The organism is Colwellia sp. E150_009 (assembly GCF_053543955.1).
On record NZ_JBHFOM010000010.1, the window covers coordinates 31,718 to 50,305 of the forward strand.

The 18,588-nt window shown below is 35.5% G+C and carries 10 protein-coding genes; 2 read left to right on the forward strand and 8 right to left on the reverse strand.

Going from position 1 to position 18,588, the window contains the following annotated elements; genetic code table 11:
- Positions 1-94: 94 nt before the first annotated feature.
- The 3 genes from ACE1OF_RS06685 to ACE1OF_RS06695 form a co-directional block, all read right to left on the reverse strand.
- Positions 95-3,076: a TonB-dependent receptor gene (locus ACE1OF_RS06685; protein ID WP_448893483.1), complete on the reverse strand. Its 2,982-nt coding sequence runs from the start codon at positions 3,074-3,076 to the stop codon at positions 95-97.
- A gap of 524 nt (positions 3,077-3,600) precedes the next feature.
- Positions 3,601-4,434 carry a sugar phosphate isomerase/epimerase family protein gene (locus ACE1OF_RS06690; protein ID WP_448893485.1) on the reverse strand — a complete coding sequence of 278 codons (834 nt, stop codon included), beginning with the start codon at positions 4,432-4,434 and terminating at the stop codon, positions 3,601-3,603.
- A gap of 18 nt (positions 4,435-4,452) precedes the next feature.
- The gene (locus tag ACE1OF_RS06695) at positions 4,453-5,994 is read right to left on the reverse strand and encodes a rhamnogalacturonan acetylesterase (protein ID WP_448893487.1); all 1,542 of its coding nucleotides are present in this window, start codon (positions 5,992-5,994) and stop codon (positions 4,453-4,455) included.
- A 569-nt stretch (positions 5,995-6,563) separates the two neighbouring features.
- On the opposite strand from ACE1OF_RS06695, the gene ACE1OF_RS06700 reads away from it, so the two are divergent.
- Positions 6,564-8,282, forward strand: a complete 1,719-nt coding sequence (locus ACE1OF_RS06700) for a sensor domain-containing diguanylate cyclase (RefSeq protein WP_448893488.1) — start codon at positions 6,564-6,566, stop codon at positions 8,280-8,282.
- Between the two features lie 251 nt (positions 8,283-8,533).
- Here ACE1OF_RS06700 and ACE1OF_RS06705 read toward each other — a convergent pair whose 3' ends face one another.
- Complete coding sequence (locus tag ACE1OF_RS06705) at positions 8,534-10,414, reverse strand: SUMF1/EgtB/PvdO family nonheme iron enzyme (RefSeq protein ID WP_448893489.1); 1,881 nt, start codon at positions 10,412-10,414, stop codon at positions 8,534-8,536.
- Between the two features lie 431 nt (positions 10,415-10,845).
- On the opposite strand from ACE1OF_RS06705, the gene ACE1OF_RS06710 reads away from it, so the two are divergent.
- Positions 10,846-12,084, forward strand: coding sequence for a TMEM143 family protein (locus ACE1OF_RS06710; protein WP_448893490.1), 1,239 nt, complete (start codon positions 10,846-10,848; stop codon positions 12,082-12,084).
- 421 nt (positions 12,085-12,505) lie between these two features.
- On the opposite strand, the gene ACE1OF_RS06715 is transcribed toward ACE1OF_RS06710, so the two are convergent.
- The 4 genes from ACE1OF_RS06715 to ACE1OF_RS06730 all read right to left on the reverse strand — a co-directional run bounded on the left by ACE1OF_RS06715 (position 12,506) and on the right by ACE1OF_RS06730 (position 18,564).
- Entirely contained in the window at positions 12,506-15,112 is a 2,607-nt protein-coding gene (locus tag ACE1OF_RS06715) for a serine hydrolase (protein WP_448893491.1), read from the reverse strand.
- Between the two features lie 191 nt (positions 15,113-15,303).
- Positions 15,304-17,262, reverse strand: a complete 1,959-nt coding sequence (locus ACE1OF_RS06720; protein WP_448893492.1) for a DNA topoisomerase III — start codon at positions 17,260-17,262, stop codon at positions 15,304-15,306.
- Between the two features lie 100 nt (positions 17,263-17,362).
- Positions 17,363-18,193: a hypothetical protein gene (locus tag ACE1OF_RS06725; RefSeq protein WP_448893493.1), complete on the reverse strand. Its 831-nt coding sequence runs from the start codon at positions 18,191-18,193 to the stop codon at positions 17,363-17,365.
- 122 nt (positions 18,194-18,315) lie between these two features.
- Entirely contained in the window at positions 18,316-18,564 is a 249-nt protein-coding gene (locus ACE1OF_RS06730) for a DUF2164 domain-containing protein (RefSeq protein ID WP_448893494.1), read from the reverse strand.
- Positions 18,565-18,588: the final 24 nt, after the last annotated feature.

The following is an 18,588-nucleotide window of genomic DNA, read 5'->3' on the forward strand; positions in this document are numbered from 1 at the left end:
CGAACATTTAAAAAATAAGTAAACCCCCTTCATTAAAAATGCCAGTCAGGTTAACTGACTGGCAATATTATTTATGAACAGTTATTCACAATAGTTACATTTTATAAGTAAAACCTATTGAAAATTCTCTACCAGAATAGCGGATCTCACTAATGCGACCTGGACCATTTTGATAAATATTACCTTCCTCTAAAAGGTTACGAGCATCGATATGAAACTTAAAGTTTTCTAATACACCACTTTGTGGTCTATATACTAACTTCGCATCCAGAAAACCTGCATCGTCAACATACACTGGGTTACCTCCTCGGTCAGATGGAGATGTTAAGTAACTATCACGATAGTTATAAGCTAATTTAAAACTGATAGGTTTTGTTTCATAGAACCAAGTAACGTTGTAACTATTTTTAGATTGAGATGGAAATTCTAGCTCTTCATTCGTTAATTGGTTAAATAAACCAACATCTTTAGAATCCATGTAAGTATAATTCGCATTAATCCCCATGTTGTTGAATGGTTCAGGCAAAAATGAGAAGAAAGTAGATCCTGAAAACTCAATTCCTTCTGTTTTTGCACCAGATCCATTAAGTTTTTGGTCTACATCATATAAAGTACCATCATTGAAAAAATCTTGAGCATATTGAGTTGTTTTATCAATTGTCCAAGTATCCATTTCTTTCGTAAAATACGCAGCTGATAACATGGTGTCTTTATTAACATACCAATTCAAAGCTAAATCAAATTGATTAGCAACATACGGTTCAAGTCTAGGGTTACCAGCACTACAAGTGTTAGTACGGCCTTGGTTCATAGACTCTGTATCTAAACGTATTGTACAACTAGCAGCAATATTTAAATCTTTTGCTTTAGGATGAGCCATCACCTTTCCAACGCCAACATAAAGAATCAGTTCATCTTCAATCAAACCAAAGTTCATGTTAACACTAGGTAAAATTTCACTATAATCATGTGAAAGCGTAGATATATCGTTAAATGCTAATGGATGATCTGGATCGATTGTATTAGGTATTGTACCGTCAACTGGATCTGGAGTGCCGTCAGGATCATCAATTTGTACCTGAACAATCGCATTCCCTGTTGTATCAACATCACTCTGTACATAACGAACACCTAAATTCCCCCAAAAAGGTATTCCAGCAATTTCGGTATCAAAGTCAGTTTGAAGATATACAGCTTGTGTTTTAGTCTCTACCTCGTAGTAAGCTGCCTGAGTCATTTCTAATTCTGCTTCAGTGATATTACCTGCATTTACTGACATGAAATCATTATAAAAATCAAGTGGTTTTAATGCCAACCAACCTTGTGTAACAGGAACTCCAACATCGTAGCTACCAAAATAGTTATCTATATTATAAGAGTTATCTGTAATGAGTCGTGTTTGATCTTCTCCTGTCCATTCATCTGAGCCAATCACTCGAGTAATACGGCGGTCATATTGACTATGATCTTGATACTCAGAGCTTAAGCGAACACCTGCGCGAATATTAGTAAAAATGTCGTTATCTAAACGGTAAGTAAAATCTAACTTACCCATTAATTGATCATTGTCTTGAGCAATTGGCTTATTGTAAACACGAGAATAATACCAATAAGCACTTGCATCGTTTGAATCAAATACTTGGGTAGGCTCGTTATTTCTATAGCCACCATTTGTTGCCAGGTCATATATTGGGGCGCCATTGTCAGCAAACTCAACCGTCACGCCCGCTACTTTGTTAGCATTCACACGAGATTCAATTTGATCAATTTTCTGCGTTTGTGTTGTATAACCTACCGTACCTTCTAGTGTCCATACATCTTTATCGAGAGTAAAACCTGCATCTAAAATAGTCGTTTTCAATTTCCAATCGTTGTGAATAGAGCGATTTACCATAGTTGCTTCGCGTGTTATATATTGAGAAGCGTTATGATTTTTTCCAACAACAAAGCCATCACTTTGTAAGTTACTTTCTGAAGCTACTTCTAATTGTAAATTAGAATCTACTTGTTCAAAATTACGGCTCGTATAGGTATAACCAACATATGTCGATAAATCTTCAGAAACATTGTACTGTAACATACCGTTAGCACTGATACGGTCTTCATCACGGTTCCAAACACTATTACGTGGAATACGTGCTCTAAAATCATACCATTGCTCTTCGCATGCACTATCAGAACAACCAACTACATTGCTTATATCGGCATAATCAGGAGACACAAAGGTTTTTTCAGTCGAGCCGTCGTAATCTGCTTGTCTTACCCATTCTGTATTTTTTAGTGCGTGGTAAGTAGAGTCCTTATTACTTACCGATATATTTAGCATAGCGCCAAAATCATTATTAAGTTTGTATACGCCAATAAAGTTAGCTTTTTGATTATTTTTTTCTGTTAAATCATTGTATTGATTTTCACCACTAACTTGTAAAAAGTTCTCTTCAAAATCATTTGGTTTACGTGTGATAACTTTAATTGTGCCGCCAATACCACCTTCGGTTAAGCGCGCTTCGGCACCTTTAATAACATCTAATGCTTTAACAAGATCTGATGACATACTAGCAAAATCGACTGAACGACCTGAACTTGCAAACGGATCTGATGCACCTACGGCACTAACACCATTAACTTCAACATTAACCAGTTGTGGTTCGACACCACGAATACTAACTGCTGTACCTTCACCAAATTCACGACCAAGTTGAACACCTGTTACTCGTTGTAAAGCTTCACCAATATTTTTATCAGGAAAATCACTGATATCTTCAGCGACGATAGAGTCCATGGCTGTTCCCGCTTCTTTTTTACGATCTATAGCGCTTCGTAAACTTGATCGCATACCATAAACCGCAATAACCTCTACTTCTTCACCTTTTTTAGAAGCTTCTTTTTTGTTTTTAGCGACTTTTTTCACTTCTATGTCAGTTTCTTGAAGCTGCTGAGCAGCAAACGTGGAAGGAGCTGTTAATATAGCCCCTGCAACGAATACTGACGCAATATGTTTTGCTAAAATTTTATGTTTGAATTGAGGTGCAACAGTTGTTCCACTAGTATTTAAGATGTTGTTATTGTCAGACATTTAATTCCCCGAAGTACTTTATAAGTATCTATATATTTTTGTTTTTACTATTTTATTACTCACCTTACGCGAGAACGTACAAGTTTTACTTAGTAATAAAGTGCAAAAACATACTAAACAGATAAATTTAGAGCGTCAACAACTTTTAGTCATTTTCAATCAACAATAATCACACATAGTCAAAAATAATATTCATAACGTACTTATCATACGAAAGAAATAAAAATAGCAACAGCAAAGAAAAAAAACACAACACCTTGTATTTAAAGATAAAAAAACAAACAGTATAATTAAAGAACAACTTATTTAAAACTGCAACTCATAAAACACACGAAAAAGTAGTCAGTGAAATTATTTTTAACTCTTTAAAACCTTAATAGATGAAATGATGTAATACGGGAAAATAGAGAATGGGTGGGTAAAGATAATAGATTTTTGGCAATAACGAGAAAAGTTATCGCCAAAGATGTAAGAAACTTATTGGCTATCAGTTAAATTAGTAAGCTAAAATCTTAATTTAACTATTAAGTATTTTTAAGTACAGATATGACTTGTTCAACATTATCAATATTGGTATTTTCTAAAATTACTTGAATATACGGTTTTTTCTCTATCAAATGCTTAATTAAATGGCTATGTGCCATAACCCCCGTTCCAGAGGGTAAGTCTCCTTCTTTTAAACCATCATTAATAACAAAATCTTTACTATGAATAGCTACAATACGGTCACCAAACAAAGTAAAGGCATCATCCATCAGTTTCTCTTGCTGTTCACATTCATCTAATGGGAAGAAATTAACTGGATCATAAATAACTTGTACATTAGGTGAACCAACTAGTTCAAGCATTCTCACCATTTTTTCATAAGTATGAATGGTATGATGATGAGCAACCCCTTCAATACCAACAATTGTGCCATATTTTTCAGCAGTTTTAGATAAGCGTTTAACTGCCGCCACTAACTCTAAAAAAGCCTCTTCACCTTGGCTATCAGGGTGAAAAGTACAATCGGCATTACGAGAGCCGGTTTCAGTCCCCACAATAGCGCAACCAAAATCACGAGCAAAACGTAGATGTTCTTCAAAACGCTGTAGAGATTGTTCTTTTAAAATAGGATCAGGGTGTATAGGGTTAATATAGCAACCCAATACCGCAATATTTATCCCCTGCTTTGCAAAGGCATCACGTATGGTATTTCCTAAACCAGGGCTTAATTGACCTGGTTCCTCTTTGATAAATGGAAATGATTTTGCCAAGGCTAATTGAATACAATTAACACCGTAAGCACCTAATTTTTTGGCTATTTCATCAGGCGTACCTTGACCATAGTCATGTGCTCTTAAACCGATATTTATCATTTGTATGATCCTGTCATGTTAATTTGAAAGTATATATTGTAATTCTTGGGCAATAGTTGAGGCGGTTAATTTTGCCCCTTCTTCACTGGTATGGGTATGTTTATCGCCAAAGAGTAGGTTAACTTTTTCTTTACCTAAACGGTTATATTTATCTGCAATTAACGTATTTAAGTCGATAAATAAGCTTTGGCTTTGACGCGCAACTTGTTGTGCCCATTGCGGATAACTATCGTCTGATAGAGCAATAAAATCAGCGTTTTCTTGCCAGATTTTTCTTGGCACGGGTGAACAAATAATAGGGGTAACACCGGCGGCTCGCGCTTCACCGATCATTTTACGTAAATAACCACCATAACTATATACTGTTTCTGTTTTACCGGTTAATAAGTTATCGATCACTTCAACGTCATAACCTGTGCCTTTAATAGTACCTCTAGCACGTTTATCATCATTAAGTGCGGCGGCATCATTATGGCCAAATTGAATTAAAACATAGTCACCCGGTTTCATCATATTTAATGCTCTTTGCCAATGGCCTCCGGTAATAAAGGTACGGCTGCTAAATCCACCAATGGCTCGATTCACTAAGTTGACTTTTTTTGTATTAAGGTGATTGCCTAAAAACGAGCCCCAACCCCATTGACCATTTGCACCGTCACCAGCACCATTGCGAACGGTGGAGTCACCCACCATAAACACACTCGGTAAATTAACATCATGAACAATAGGCAGGCGTAGCCAAGTCCAATCGTTACTTTTTACATTTTTACCTTTTTCAGAATAAAATGTGGGATCGATAGTTGGCTTTAAACCTTTTAACGCAGCTACAATAGTTGAGGCATGCAATTCAGCCCCTAACGAATTAAAGTGAACATAATCTTTGGTATACATTTGCGCGGTTTTTTCTTGACCAAGTGCTTCGAGTTGATCCGCTACAGGGTTAGTTAAATCAATAAAAGCTGTGTCTAATTCCCATGCTAATTGATACATCCAAGCACCGTACTGACCAGAACCACGTTCAATTCGATGATTTTTCCATAACTTTCTTGCCGTTAACGACATTAAAATAGGTGTGGCATTTTTGGCTTTTACATCACTAACCATTTTACGAATGTAATGACCAAAGCTATAAATAGTTTCGTCTTTATCGGTGAGTAAATTGTGAATATCAACACTTTCATCGCCAATGCCAGGAATAGTGCCACGAGCACGACGATCATCATTAATCGGACTTGAGTCATTATGGCCAAACTGAATAAAAACAATATCGCCAGCTTGAACATCGTCAATTAATTTTTGCCATAAACCTTCAGCAATAAATGTACGGCTACTACGGCCACCACGTGCGCGGTTATCTATTTTGGTATGTTTTTCATCAAAAAAACTTTGAAAAATACCTGCCCAACCTTGATGGTTAGGTTTATTATAAGTAGCAGCTGTTGAGTCACCGGCAACAAAAATTGTTTTTGGTTGTAGAAGTTTATCTGACGCATAACTTACATTTAACAGTGTCAATAGTGATAAAGACAGTACTGCTAATGTTGAAATATATCGTTTCATGAAATTATCCCCAATATCACCAACGCAAGATGTTTCCATGTTCACGGTGGTTATTTAGTAAAAATTATTTTTATAGTTTTACAATATTTTATGGCGCTACATTATCTGGTCTTTGCACCAATTGATAAACTATGACTTTGGAAAGTAATAGTTTGATAAAAAGATTATTACAGCTCAAAATGAGTGGATGTGATTGTATATGATTGAATATGATAATTCAAAAGTTTTTGCTTCTATATAAGCTACGACAAGATTGTTATAAATTGAACTTTTAGAGTATTTAACGGTAAGCTCAAAGTACAATCATGAGCTTACTGATTTAATATATGAACGCTATTTTTTGAAACCTTTTAATTCAATGATGGATTATTTTATTTATCATAAATATAGTCCCCTAGTACAGAAAGATGGGATACTATTTCTCAGGGTGTTATTATCAAGAATATTTGTAATCAACGCTGAGTGGACAAAAAAGTCACCAATAATAAAAGTACTTTTTGGTTAACCAATCGGTTAGGATAAATTTCAGATTAAAAAACTACGTGCTTATCCGCAACAGAAGATAATTAATGATCCGTATTAAACCAAGCACCTTTATTTTTTCTTTGCTATTTTTGTGTTTCTCGTTTTTGTCAATCGCCCATGCAAAAAATCTACAGAAATCAATTCCGACGCAATTAATGAATAGCGATACTGTAAAGCTTGAACATTTTGAAATGGGCTATTTTGTCGACCAGAATGAAGATATGCCATTCGACAAAGTGCAACATCAAAACTTTACTCTTACGCCTAATGCTCTATCGTTAGGAACAGCAGCAAAAGCAACTTGGTCAAAAATAGAGCTAAAAAATACAAATAAAACACCACTAACCATTTACCTTCATCATCCTTACGCTTATCACAACAGGGCCGTAGAACTCTATGAAGTTGTCAACGGCAAGCTAGTACGTGAGCGCATACTTAATATGGACGATAAAGCTACTCAGCAATGGATGTACCGTGGTAGTGCAATATTTGATGTTATTCTTCCTCCTCAGCAGCAAAAAACGCTATTTGTAAAAAGCCTCGTTTTTTCACATCAATGGTTTGCGCTTAATTTTTACGATGAAAACCAATCAAAAAGAATATTATTAGGCCAATATACTGATATTGCACTAGCTGTTGGTATGCTCCTATCGCTTATTATTTATAACCTTTTGTTGTTTTTTACATCTCGCTTAAAAGAGCATCTTTTTTACGCTTGCTACCTTATCACTGGTGGTTTTTGGATTGCACTCTCTTATGGGCTACTGGCAGATCTTTTTAACATATACGGTCACATCACATTACGATGGCATCTTTCGTTAATTGCTATGCCCATATTTTTATTGCTTTTCATGATGCACATTTTTGAAACCAAGAAAAAATACCCAATTGAACATAGAGCATTAGCTTTCATGCTAATTTTATTGGTCATTGATTTTGTTTATGGTTTGTTTGATGTATTAACCGCGCTGAAATATGCCAGTACCTTAGCGGCAATCATGATGCTTGTTAGCCTTTGTGTTACTTTATCAATGCTTATTCGAAAACAAGCTGTTGCGCTTTTCTTTTTATTGGGTCATGGCTTATTTGTAGTTTTTAGCGTCTTAGCCGTTTTATTTTATAAAGGACAAGCTGAGTTTAATTATATTAATAGTCATGGTGTTGGCATTGGTATTGTACTTGAAGGATTAGTTCTATCGCTGATTATTGCCTACCGCATTAAAATATTAGAAAAACTCAAAACCACCCAGGCTGAGCTTCAAATACAAGCCTCAACTGACCCGTTAACCCAGTTGTTTAATCGCCGTTACTTTAGTCATGCTGCACATAAGCTGTTACAACAAGCTACACTAGCCCAGCAGCCTATTTCGGTTAGCCTTATAGACATAGATAACTTTAAAAAGATTAATGATACATATGGGCACAGCACAGGAGATAAAGCCATTAAACACGTTGCTGATGTGATTAAAGCAAAGTCTCGTAATCAAGATCTTTTTGCACGCTATGGCGGTGAAGAATTCATTATTTTAATGCCAAATACACAGCTAAACAATGCCCTTAAACTGGCTGAACGTATTAGAACGGAATTAGAAAATACAGCATTTAAAATTGAACAAGATACGTTAAATTTCACCATTAGCGCAGGTATTGCCGAAATTGATACTCAAAAATCCAATCTAGAAGAAGGGATAAAGCAAGCTGACAAAGCACTATATAAAGCAAAAAACAACGGTAGAAACCAGTCTAAGTTATTTACAGAGTAGCGAATACCAGTTCATTAAGCTATTTCCCACTCAGCGAGAATTAAAAGACTTAGAGACAGGCATCGATTGAAGAGAATGGTTGTTCCCTTGTTAAAATCAATAATGCGGCATATAAGCCTTATCAATTTTGCTTGTTCTAAGCTTGCTATTGAAGATCTGAAGTGGGAATAAAAAATTGAAGGCAATAAAAAAGGAACATATAGTTCCTTTTTTATTTAAAGTATTGCTAATAAAGTCGCGTAATGTTTACTTTAATTTTCGCGTAATACCCTAAAGCCTAAGTAGTTAGAACGAAAGCCTGTAGATAATTCTAATCGCACAGAGGTACGAGCTAGTTTAGGAGCAAAGTTCCAAGCACCGCCACGAGCAACTACCTTATTACCATTGGTTAATTCCCACACGTTACCAACCGTATCATACAAACCAAATTTATTAGGTCTAAATGAAGCTACAGGGGCAGTACTACGATTTGACCACTTACTGCCGCAGTAGGCACAATTTGCTTTAGCATTACCAATATCGTTCCCCCACCAGTAATTATCAATGCTGCCTGCACGCGCAACATATTCCCATTCTAACTCATTAGGTAAACGATAATTACGTTCAGTTTGTTTAGTAAGCCAAGCTAAATATTTTTTGCTGTCTTTATCACTAACGCATACCACAGGGTGTTCATCTGTTTGTTTAAAACCTGGATTACGCCAATTTAACACACTGTTATATTTTGGTTCGCCATCCACGTAAGCCGCACAACCATTTTCACTTTCCGCTTCGGTAACATAATTAGTGCTTTTAACAAAGTGTTTAAAATCACCTACGGTTACTTGACTTTGGCCAATAGCAAATGCTTTTAATATTTCTTCAGCTCGGGCTGGTTTTTCGTTAGACAAACCCGCACCTTTCATATCACCAATTTTGAATCGCCCCGCGGGTATACCTATTAATTCAGGGCCTAATTCATCACCTGGCAAAATATCTTGAATCTTTTCGCCATTGGCAAAGTTAATGGAGGCTTTGACTAATTCTGCCTTGATTGTTGTATTTTTTACTAAACGTAATTGATCATTGTAATCAAGGTATCCTGGCTTACTAATGGTAATATCATGCATGCCAGCACTTAGCATAACTGAAATTTTAGTTGAGCCGTAGCTAACACCATCAATAAAAACTTCATCATCATATTGATCAGAGCGAAGTGTTAATTCATATAAAACCGAATCATCATCAGAAGTGATATTATCAACTGAATCATCACCAACGATTGCGGATAATGGCGTATGATCAGTATCATAACTACAATAGCGAGCAGACAAATTTAATAATTTACACGCTTCAATGTTAGGTAAAGAGCCCTGTAAGTTAACAGTAATTGAGGTATTGTAGTCACCCTGACCACTAAACTCACCTGAAATGACTTTATGCTTTAATAAACGTACTTGTGCGGCAGATTCATTTTTATAATTATTAATTAGTTCGGATTCTGTTGCCGATGCATATAAATTATCAATAAACTCTTTAGATGCTTTTTGCTTTGCTAATTGGTTGCTACGTGAAATACATTGTTTTAATGTTTCTTTGGCATCACAAGTTACCATTTGCGTTACGTTTAATTCATCTTGCTTCTCAAATTCATTACGTAAACGTTTCACACGCGCAATACGAATTTCTTCAATTAACGCTTCTCTAGCATTGGCTAAAGTAAAACGATCTAAATTGGCTTGAGCAAGTTGAGCTTTTAATTCTTCTTGTAACTGAATACTTTTTTTAATTTCTTCTTTATTACGCTTTTGATCCAGAATAGCCTGACGATAGGCATTTTGTGCTTGAGCAATATCCTCTTCGGGGTTATCAACCATTGCTTCGTATCGCTCATTCATATTAAGTAATGCTTGTGCTCTGGCACTTTGCAATTTAGCCCCTTGATCACGTAACAAACTAAGTTTTTCTTGCCCATTAGTAACCTTTTGATTTAACTCGCTCAAGGAAGAGATAAAATTATTATATTCAACCTCTTTAGCATTTAATTGAATTTCTAAACCATTGACTGATTTGTCAGAAATGGGGTTAGTAGCATAAGCGACAGTTCCGTATGATAGACAACTAACTGTTAGAGCAAGTAAAGCCAAGCGCATGTTTAATATTTCCCGAACAATTTAAAATTTTATCTTTAAAGCAATACCCTATTTACAGCCATTTCATTTAAAGATTTATTTCAACTTATCATTGATATAGTTTTAATTAACTCAATCATATTTCCTCACAGGATAAATCGCAAGCGATAATCGGACAAACCATCGATTTGTTATGCACTTGTAGAATATATTTGTACTCTTTTTGATTTAATCGCCCTTTATTAAAAGGGCTATTAGTAAAAATAGACTTTAAAGAATATTTTAACATCGCATAGATGAAATAGTAGAAGTCTATTCAAGTTCACACTATTTACACATAGATTTAACAAGCATGTTTCGTTTTAAGTGAGTTTACTATTCACGATTTTTATTTCTCTATGCTGATAATTACCTTAAACTCTCATTATTTAACGATAAAAAAACTGATTAATATGCCTAACGAACGATTTATACCTTATAGAAAACAAGATATTGTAGAAATGTGCTCACAAGAATTAATGAATGAAAGTACAACACTTTCTTTTCAACAGTTCTGTCAGCTACTTTCCAGTGTTATGCATTTTGACTATCATGAATTATTAGAGTCACTAAAAAATAACTATGCCCCTTTTGACCCTAATTCAGACACAAAGCAGTTAGAAACGTTAAGTTTAGCAGAACAAGAGCAGTGCCAAGCAGCCTTTGCAGATAATTTTTCAAAAATTCTAAATGCCGCTAACTTTGAGAAAGTTACTGAACAAGACTTAAAAGAAGCACTCACCGAAGAGTCGTTATTCAAAGTTAGGCTCGAAGTTGAATTTGATGATTTTGAACAAGTCGTTTTTTATCGCCGAGGCGAATCACAATTAAGCGAAACCATTACCTCATTATGGGGGTTGCGTAAGCAAACCATCAACTTTACCAACTATGATCGCGTGGCCGTATATATTACCTTCAAAGATAAAGCTTACTTTGCACAAAAAAAGAAACAACCTTTTGGATATGAGCCTAGTTCAACAATAATCAAACTATTTCAAAACGTACCAAAAGCTGATTTAGAAATGCTCTTTCCTAATAGTGAAGTAAGAATGCGGCCAATCGATAAAGCAATCATTGGTGCATCTGCCATGGTAGGAGGTACGGTAGTTTTAGTAACAAAACTAGGGGCGTCTCTTTTAATTCTATGGGCTTTAATAGCATTTTGGCTTGGTTGGCGCTCTGAATCTGTTGCTATGACACAGCAACACTTTATTTCTTTGGGATTAGGCATAGCCATTTTTTCTGGTTTTGTTTTTAAAGAGTGGAGTAAATTTAAAAATAGAAAAATAAAATTTATGAAAGCATTATCAGATAACCTTTACTTTAAAAGTTTAGATAATAACGCAGGTGTTTTCCATACCTTAATTGATGCGGCAGAAGAAGAAGACTTTAAAGAAGTATTACTAGCGTACACCTTCTTACTGAACAGTGAAGAAGGCTTAAGCAAGTCTGCGCTAGATGAAAAAATTGAGGCTTGGTTTATGAGCAAATATAACTGTCACCTTGATTTTGAAATATCTGATGCAATAGAAAAACTTGAACGTATGCAGTTAGTTACGTTTAAAGGCGATATTTATCAAGCTATTTCTTTGGCTCAAGCCAAACAACACCTAGATAAGCGCTGGGATTCGCTTTTTCAATATAGCCAGTAAATTATCTCAATATATCCCAAAGCCACCTCAAGATACTCGTTTCTGCATCTTGAGGTGGTTTAGGTATAAAATATGTGTACTTAACCTGAGCTCGGCTTAATAAATGTTCTTCTAGCAGCTATTTTTACTAACTTCGGCGTTAAATTCACTTGCAATAGGCCAGCTATTGACGCGTAAATTTGCCTTGAATTAAGTAAAACTATCAAGCTAGAAGTGGACCAAAAATTTAATATCTATTTTTCAACAGGTTAACAATATCTTAAACCGAGCTCAGGTTACTTAACTATTTTGTAATCAACCAACTAATTGAAGTTAAAATAAAAGAATGCTAGCAATTCTTTTATTTTTGGTGGTTTAATATACTTTGTAGGCTCTAAGTAAGAGCCATTAATTAGGATGTTCAGTTTTCTTTGATGCTTGATTATTGCCCTAAACCATACCGGTAAAGTGTAGATATTAAAGGCAATAATTTTTCGCCCGCCTCCTCATTTCCCAAATAACCATCTTCACCATTCATCAGTACAATAATACCTGTTTTAGTGACTGTGTTGTATTGCATTAGTGCATTCGTTCCTGGATCGCCGCCGCCATGCCCAATAAATGCACCATTCCAATACCAAAATACCCCTTGCACGTCACGCTGATTTAGTACATCGGTTTGAGACGATAACATTGTATCAACCGTTTCTTGATTTAAAATACGGTTACCTTGATATTCACCGCCATTAATAATAGTGATTAAAAATTTAGCTAAATCATTTGCACTTGTATTTAAATCACCATCGTAAAACGTTGGGTAGCTAAATTCAGGTACTTCGATAGGCTCTAAGTCTTCATCAAGTGTATATTGAACTGCCTTAGGATTAGTTTCACTTAACTGAGTATATCGCCACGAGGTATTAATCATATTTAATGGCATGAAAATAGTCTGTTTCATTGAATTTGCAAAATCAACATTCAATTTTTGCTCAACGGCATAACCAGCAAGCCCTGAAGCAACATTACTGTATTCATGGGTTATATCAGGTAAACCATCTTCATCAGTATTATAAATACCGTCCATCACATAGCGACCATTTTCATTAAAGTAATCATTGGCAAAGAAAGTTGTAGGATCTGTTGTTGCATTTTCAGGGCAATCTTCATCACAAAACGGTCGAGAGAAAGCCACGCCACTTTCATGAACAAAGTAACTACAACCATAACCATCACTATCTCGAATACCTGAGGTATGGGTCACTAAATGGCGCAAAGTAATCCCACTGTTTTGGTTTAATGGATTGTTCGGATCAAACGATAAATTCATCGTAGTAAGTTCATCAGCTAAACTGATGGCTCCTTGTTCAACTTTTTGCATAATTCCCGTGGCTAAAATTGTTTTACTTATTGATCCCACATTAAAAGGCGTATCCATGGAAACTTCAATTTCTTGCGCTATGTTGGCGAAGCCATAAGATTTTTGATATACAATTTTATCATCTTTAATGACGGCAATGGCAATACCTGGGATATTAGTCGGTATAAAGTGTTGTTCAAATGCTTCTTCAACCTCTGATATGCTTGGTGTGGTATAAGATGGAGCGCCAATTTTTTGTAAAATATAATCAATAGGTGTGTTAGAAACATACATTAAATCTTGTGAAGCGTATACGGGCATTTCCACATCAGGTGTCACACCAATACTTTCTATATTTGTACCTTCTACGTCTGTATATACTTCATGGCTGAGTGATAAAACCCAACCATTGGGTAGCGAATGTTCTAAAATATCAGAAACACTACCATTAGTTGCTTCGCCAATTAAGGTGGTTTGCGGTAACGCCTTTAACGCCATAGAAAGCACTTCACCGCCACTACCCGTTGAGCGCCCAGTAATAACATAAATAGGCTTGGTATATGCTTCAATAGGTGACTTAGCAATATTGAGTGGGTATTCAGCACTTTCGAAATACTTATTACGCGTTTTTTTTGTGCCTATAATTTGCGCTGAATGACTAAAATAACTCGCTATTTTAAGTGACACATTATCATACCCCCCACCATTAAAACGTAAATCTATAATGAGAGCGTCACTAGTACCGATATCAGCTAAGGCTATCTGCATGATAGTATCGGTATCTATCAAATCTTGACTGATAAGCGTTAACTGTTCTAAAAAATTATCAGCTTCTTCTTGTTCGCCTTTAACATTAATATTTTGTACGCGGTCAACTCGAATGTAGCCTATATTGTCTGACAGTTTTCCCCAACGAATAGCATCACTCTCTTCATGACTGTATAATTTATGCTCTTGTAATAACGTTGTTAATACATGGTCATTATACGTTTTAAGATTACGCCATGCCTCTTCAAAGTCATCTTCGGCATCAACAAGTTCACTACGTAACACTTCAAGGATAAATCCGTTAAATGCGGTACCATCACTTTCATATTCTTCACCATCAGACAAGCTTAAATGACCATCACCAAATTGACTAAAAATCTCTTCCATCATTTCAAAAAATTGATGTTTGGTTGTTGTCGATGTAACTTGAGGACGATACTCTTCATATACACCTTGCCAATCAATATCACGTAATTCAAAGAATGCGTAGTAGTCGTTCATGGTATGCCAAAGAAACTCGAAGTTAGTAGCCAAATCAGTTTGTGCTAATAAATTGTCTGTTTTACAGCTTTTGGGAATTTGCTCAATCAATTGATAAGACTCTTTGCTAGAGCCTAAATTATCAAAAGTAATTTCCGTACTTTCTTCATTAATCGATAAATAATTAACCGCTTCTTCAATATCTGTAAGCTCTATATCCAAGTTCTTAATACAACCAAAGCTATTAAAATTATAAGTTGTTAGCTTTTCATCATTAATCACCCAAACATCACCTGTACCTTTAAGCTCCCAAACACCATTGTAATCGCTAAAAACAGATTGTGGCACTTCATCTATTTTCGTTATTTTATCTTTATCTGAACTACCACAGGCAGAAAGTAATATCGTTGTTGCCATTAAAACTAGTACAATCAATTTTTTCATCACATATGTTCCTAAGTCGCTTTACCTCAATGAAAGTTGACATTATGTTATATAGACTGACAGTTATAATCTGTGATGTTAATGTGTTGATCATGTTTATTTAATGTGAAATTTTGTTAGCATCTTGCCACGTCATTCAATTTAATTATCATGAACTGTTGACTAAGGATGCGAACTTTCAAGAATTATTCTCATGCTTGTATTCTACTGTTCACATTCCCTGTTGCTTTTTTAGTAAATCTTTTTTTTATTTTTCTTACTTTTCTTGGTTTAAAATCTACTTTAGGTAAACCAGTAAAAGGCTGTTGACTAGCTTCTGAAATCATCTCGGTAATAGTAGTGATTAAAGGATTCATAAAACTGACGTAGTTAGCATTTTTTTCAGAGATTGCCGTTAACATCGACTCCCACTGCGCAGTCATATCTGGCAGTGTTGCTTTTACAGGTAAGGCATTAATGAGTGCAACGCCAATATCGGTAGCAACTATTTTTTTTCCTTGTCGCTGTAAAAAATTACGCTTAAAAAGTAAATCGATAATACCAGCACGAGTTGCATCTGTACCCAATCCATCGGTATCTCTTAACACTTTTCTTATGTTTTCATCACTAACAAAACGTGCAATTCCCGTCATAGCGGCTAACAATGTTGCATCAGTAAATGATTCGGGTGGTGATGTATGTTTTTCAATTAACTCCCCTTGCAAACAATGTAAATGTTGCCCTTTTTCTAAAATTGGCAGTTGCTTATTCTCTTGTAGCGCTGCTTTATCATTGCTAGGAAAAAGTACCTTCCAACCTTTTTGTTGTTCAACCTTAGCATTTGTGGTGAATAATCCTCCTGCAATCTTTACCGTTAATTTGGTTTGTTGATATTTATAAACAGGATAAAACTGCGCTAGATATTGACGAGTTATCAGCAAGTAGATATTCTTTTCAAATGGATTTAAATTAATATTATTAGGCGATTTTTCAGTGGGAATAATCGCATGATGAGCCGTGATTTTTTTATCATTCCAAACGTAACTCCGAATAGACGGATCAGCATTTTTTGCTTGTTCATTACAGGGTAACTTAGTGCCTGCTAACATACTTATAATGGCGGGGGCTTGCTTCAATTGCTCTTTAGGTAAATGACGGCAATCTGACCGAGGATAAGTAATCAGCTTATGTTTTTCATAAAGAGCCTGACATACATCAAGTACTAATTTAGCATTCATTGAAAATTGCTTAGCAGCTGAAATTTGTAAGCTAGATAAGTTAAATGCCAAAGGCTGATTTTGCTGTTTTTGCTCAATACTAATATCTTCTACAATAGCAGGTTGGTCTTTAATTCTGCCCACCACGTTTTCAGCTAAGGCTTTAACCAAAACACGCCCTTCTTCATCACAATATGGCTGGCAAGAATCACTAGGCTGCCATTTAGCAGTAAAGCACTCGTTGTCATTAATTTGGTTTTGACTAAGACTTAAATGAGCTAGCACCTGATAAAACGGTTTCGATACAAAATTAGCTATCGCTTGTTCGCGTCTTACCACTAAACCCAATAGTGGTGTTTGTACTCGTCCTACTGACAATACACTGTTATAGCCTTGTTTTTGTCCTTGTAAGGTGTATGCTCGCGTTAAATTGAGCCCATACAGCCAATCAGCTCTTGAACGTGCCAATGCAGAGATTGACAAGGGCATAAAATCTTGATTATTTTTAAGTGAGTTTAGAGAACGTTTAACTGCAGGTAAATTCAAATCACTAATCAGCAACCGTTTCACTGCGGCCTTTTTAGCAGTAGAAACATTAAAATAATCAATAACCTCATCAACTAACAATTGACCTTCACGGTCTGGATCACCCGCATGGATAATGATATCAGCTTGTTTAACAAGATGACGCAACGCCGTTAGCTGAGCACGAGTACGAGCAATAGGTATCAACTTCCATTGCTGAGGTAACATAGGCAAAGTTTCCATAGACCACTTTTTAAAGCGTTCATCATAATCTTGAGGATCAGCCTGCGCTAAAATATGCCCTACACACCAACTAACCACGTCACCATTAGCAACTTCAATGTGAGTTTTATGGTTTTTATGAGGTTTAGGTAATGCTGCGGCAATGGCTCGACCTAAACTGGGCTTTTCTGCAATATATAATTTCAATCAAAAAGTGTTCTATTAAATGATAATTTATAATATAGCGCAAAAACTGTTTTTATGTACAGTATTTTTTGCTTTTATCAAAACCACTGTATAGCGTTAGCTACCTTTTAGGCATTATTTTATTTTGTACTTTTCGCATATGTTCACGAAAGCTTTTATCAAATTTACTTTCCCCACAAGCAAAAGCTGATGTAGAACCTTCTACGGGGCTACCTAAAAATTGTTCCCTCTCTATTATACAGGTGCCGTTATCATGTTTAGTTATTGATATATTGTCTGACATTTTCAGGGTGTTTTTTTCGTGGACTTCTTCCAAAGTTAATGGCTGATTCGAACGTGTAACTGGCATTTGAGCACCATGCATAATTGAAGGTGATCTAAATTTTTGATGTGCTGCTACGCCTTCTGCCATCACCTTTTCTTTAATCGACTTTCGTAAACTTTCTAATTGTTTGAAACTTGAAAACCCTGCTTTGCTAGGGGTATTCATAGTGTTTTTCTTTTTTATATTCGATGATAAGCTATGTTTTTCTTGCTTAACAACAGGTAACTGTTTTTGTTGATGGTTTTCTGATTGATTTTGTAAAGTAACATTAGTTTTTACCGTCACATCTTCATTTTTTTGGGGGCTAGCTTCAATTTTATTAGGTAATTTCTCTACTGTTTTAGGTATTTTTTTTACCGTGATAGGAACAACACTCACGGGCTTAGATGGTGCTTTATATAAGTAACTTTTAATTGTTTTGGTGGTGACGTTATTAGGTTTAGGCTTTTCTGATTCAGCAATTAAAAACAGTAACAAAGCAAGAAAAAAGTGTATTAATATCGAGAAAAACAAAAAATGCTTTTTCATCGAAAAATTACCTTTCTTAGCCAACGCTAGTGTTGGCTGGTCAATAACATTTCCTTTTATTACTAATACCGCTGGCACAAACCTTGTCTCTTCCTTTTAATGTTCATGCACAATAGACACAACTAAAAACAATAAGTTCAATGTCTTATAAGAACTAAATGCATGTTACACCAGATAGTAGAATAAATAAGAATATGGAACTAATTCAAAATTTCTTTTTCGTTGGCATAAATTTCATCGTCTATAGATTCTATTCTCGACTCAAAAATTGCACGAGCATCGTGAAGTCCGCGGTTATAAAAATAGGCACCAATCTGCTCAGCAAAGAAATCGAGCAGAAACTCTGCGTCAAACTGCTCAAGTTCTTGCTCTAATTCTCTGTTGAAGTAGGTTTGTAATTTGTAAACCATACTCTCACGTTGCTCTTTAGAAAATTCAATTTTAGACATACATATACCAAGTTGATTAAGTTA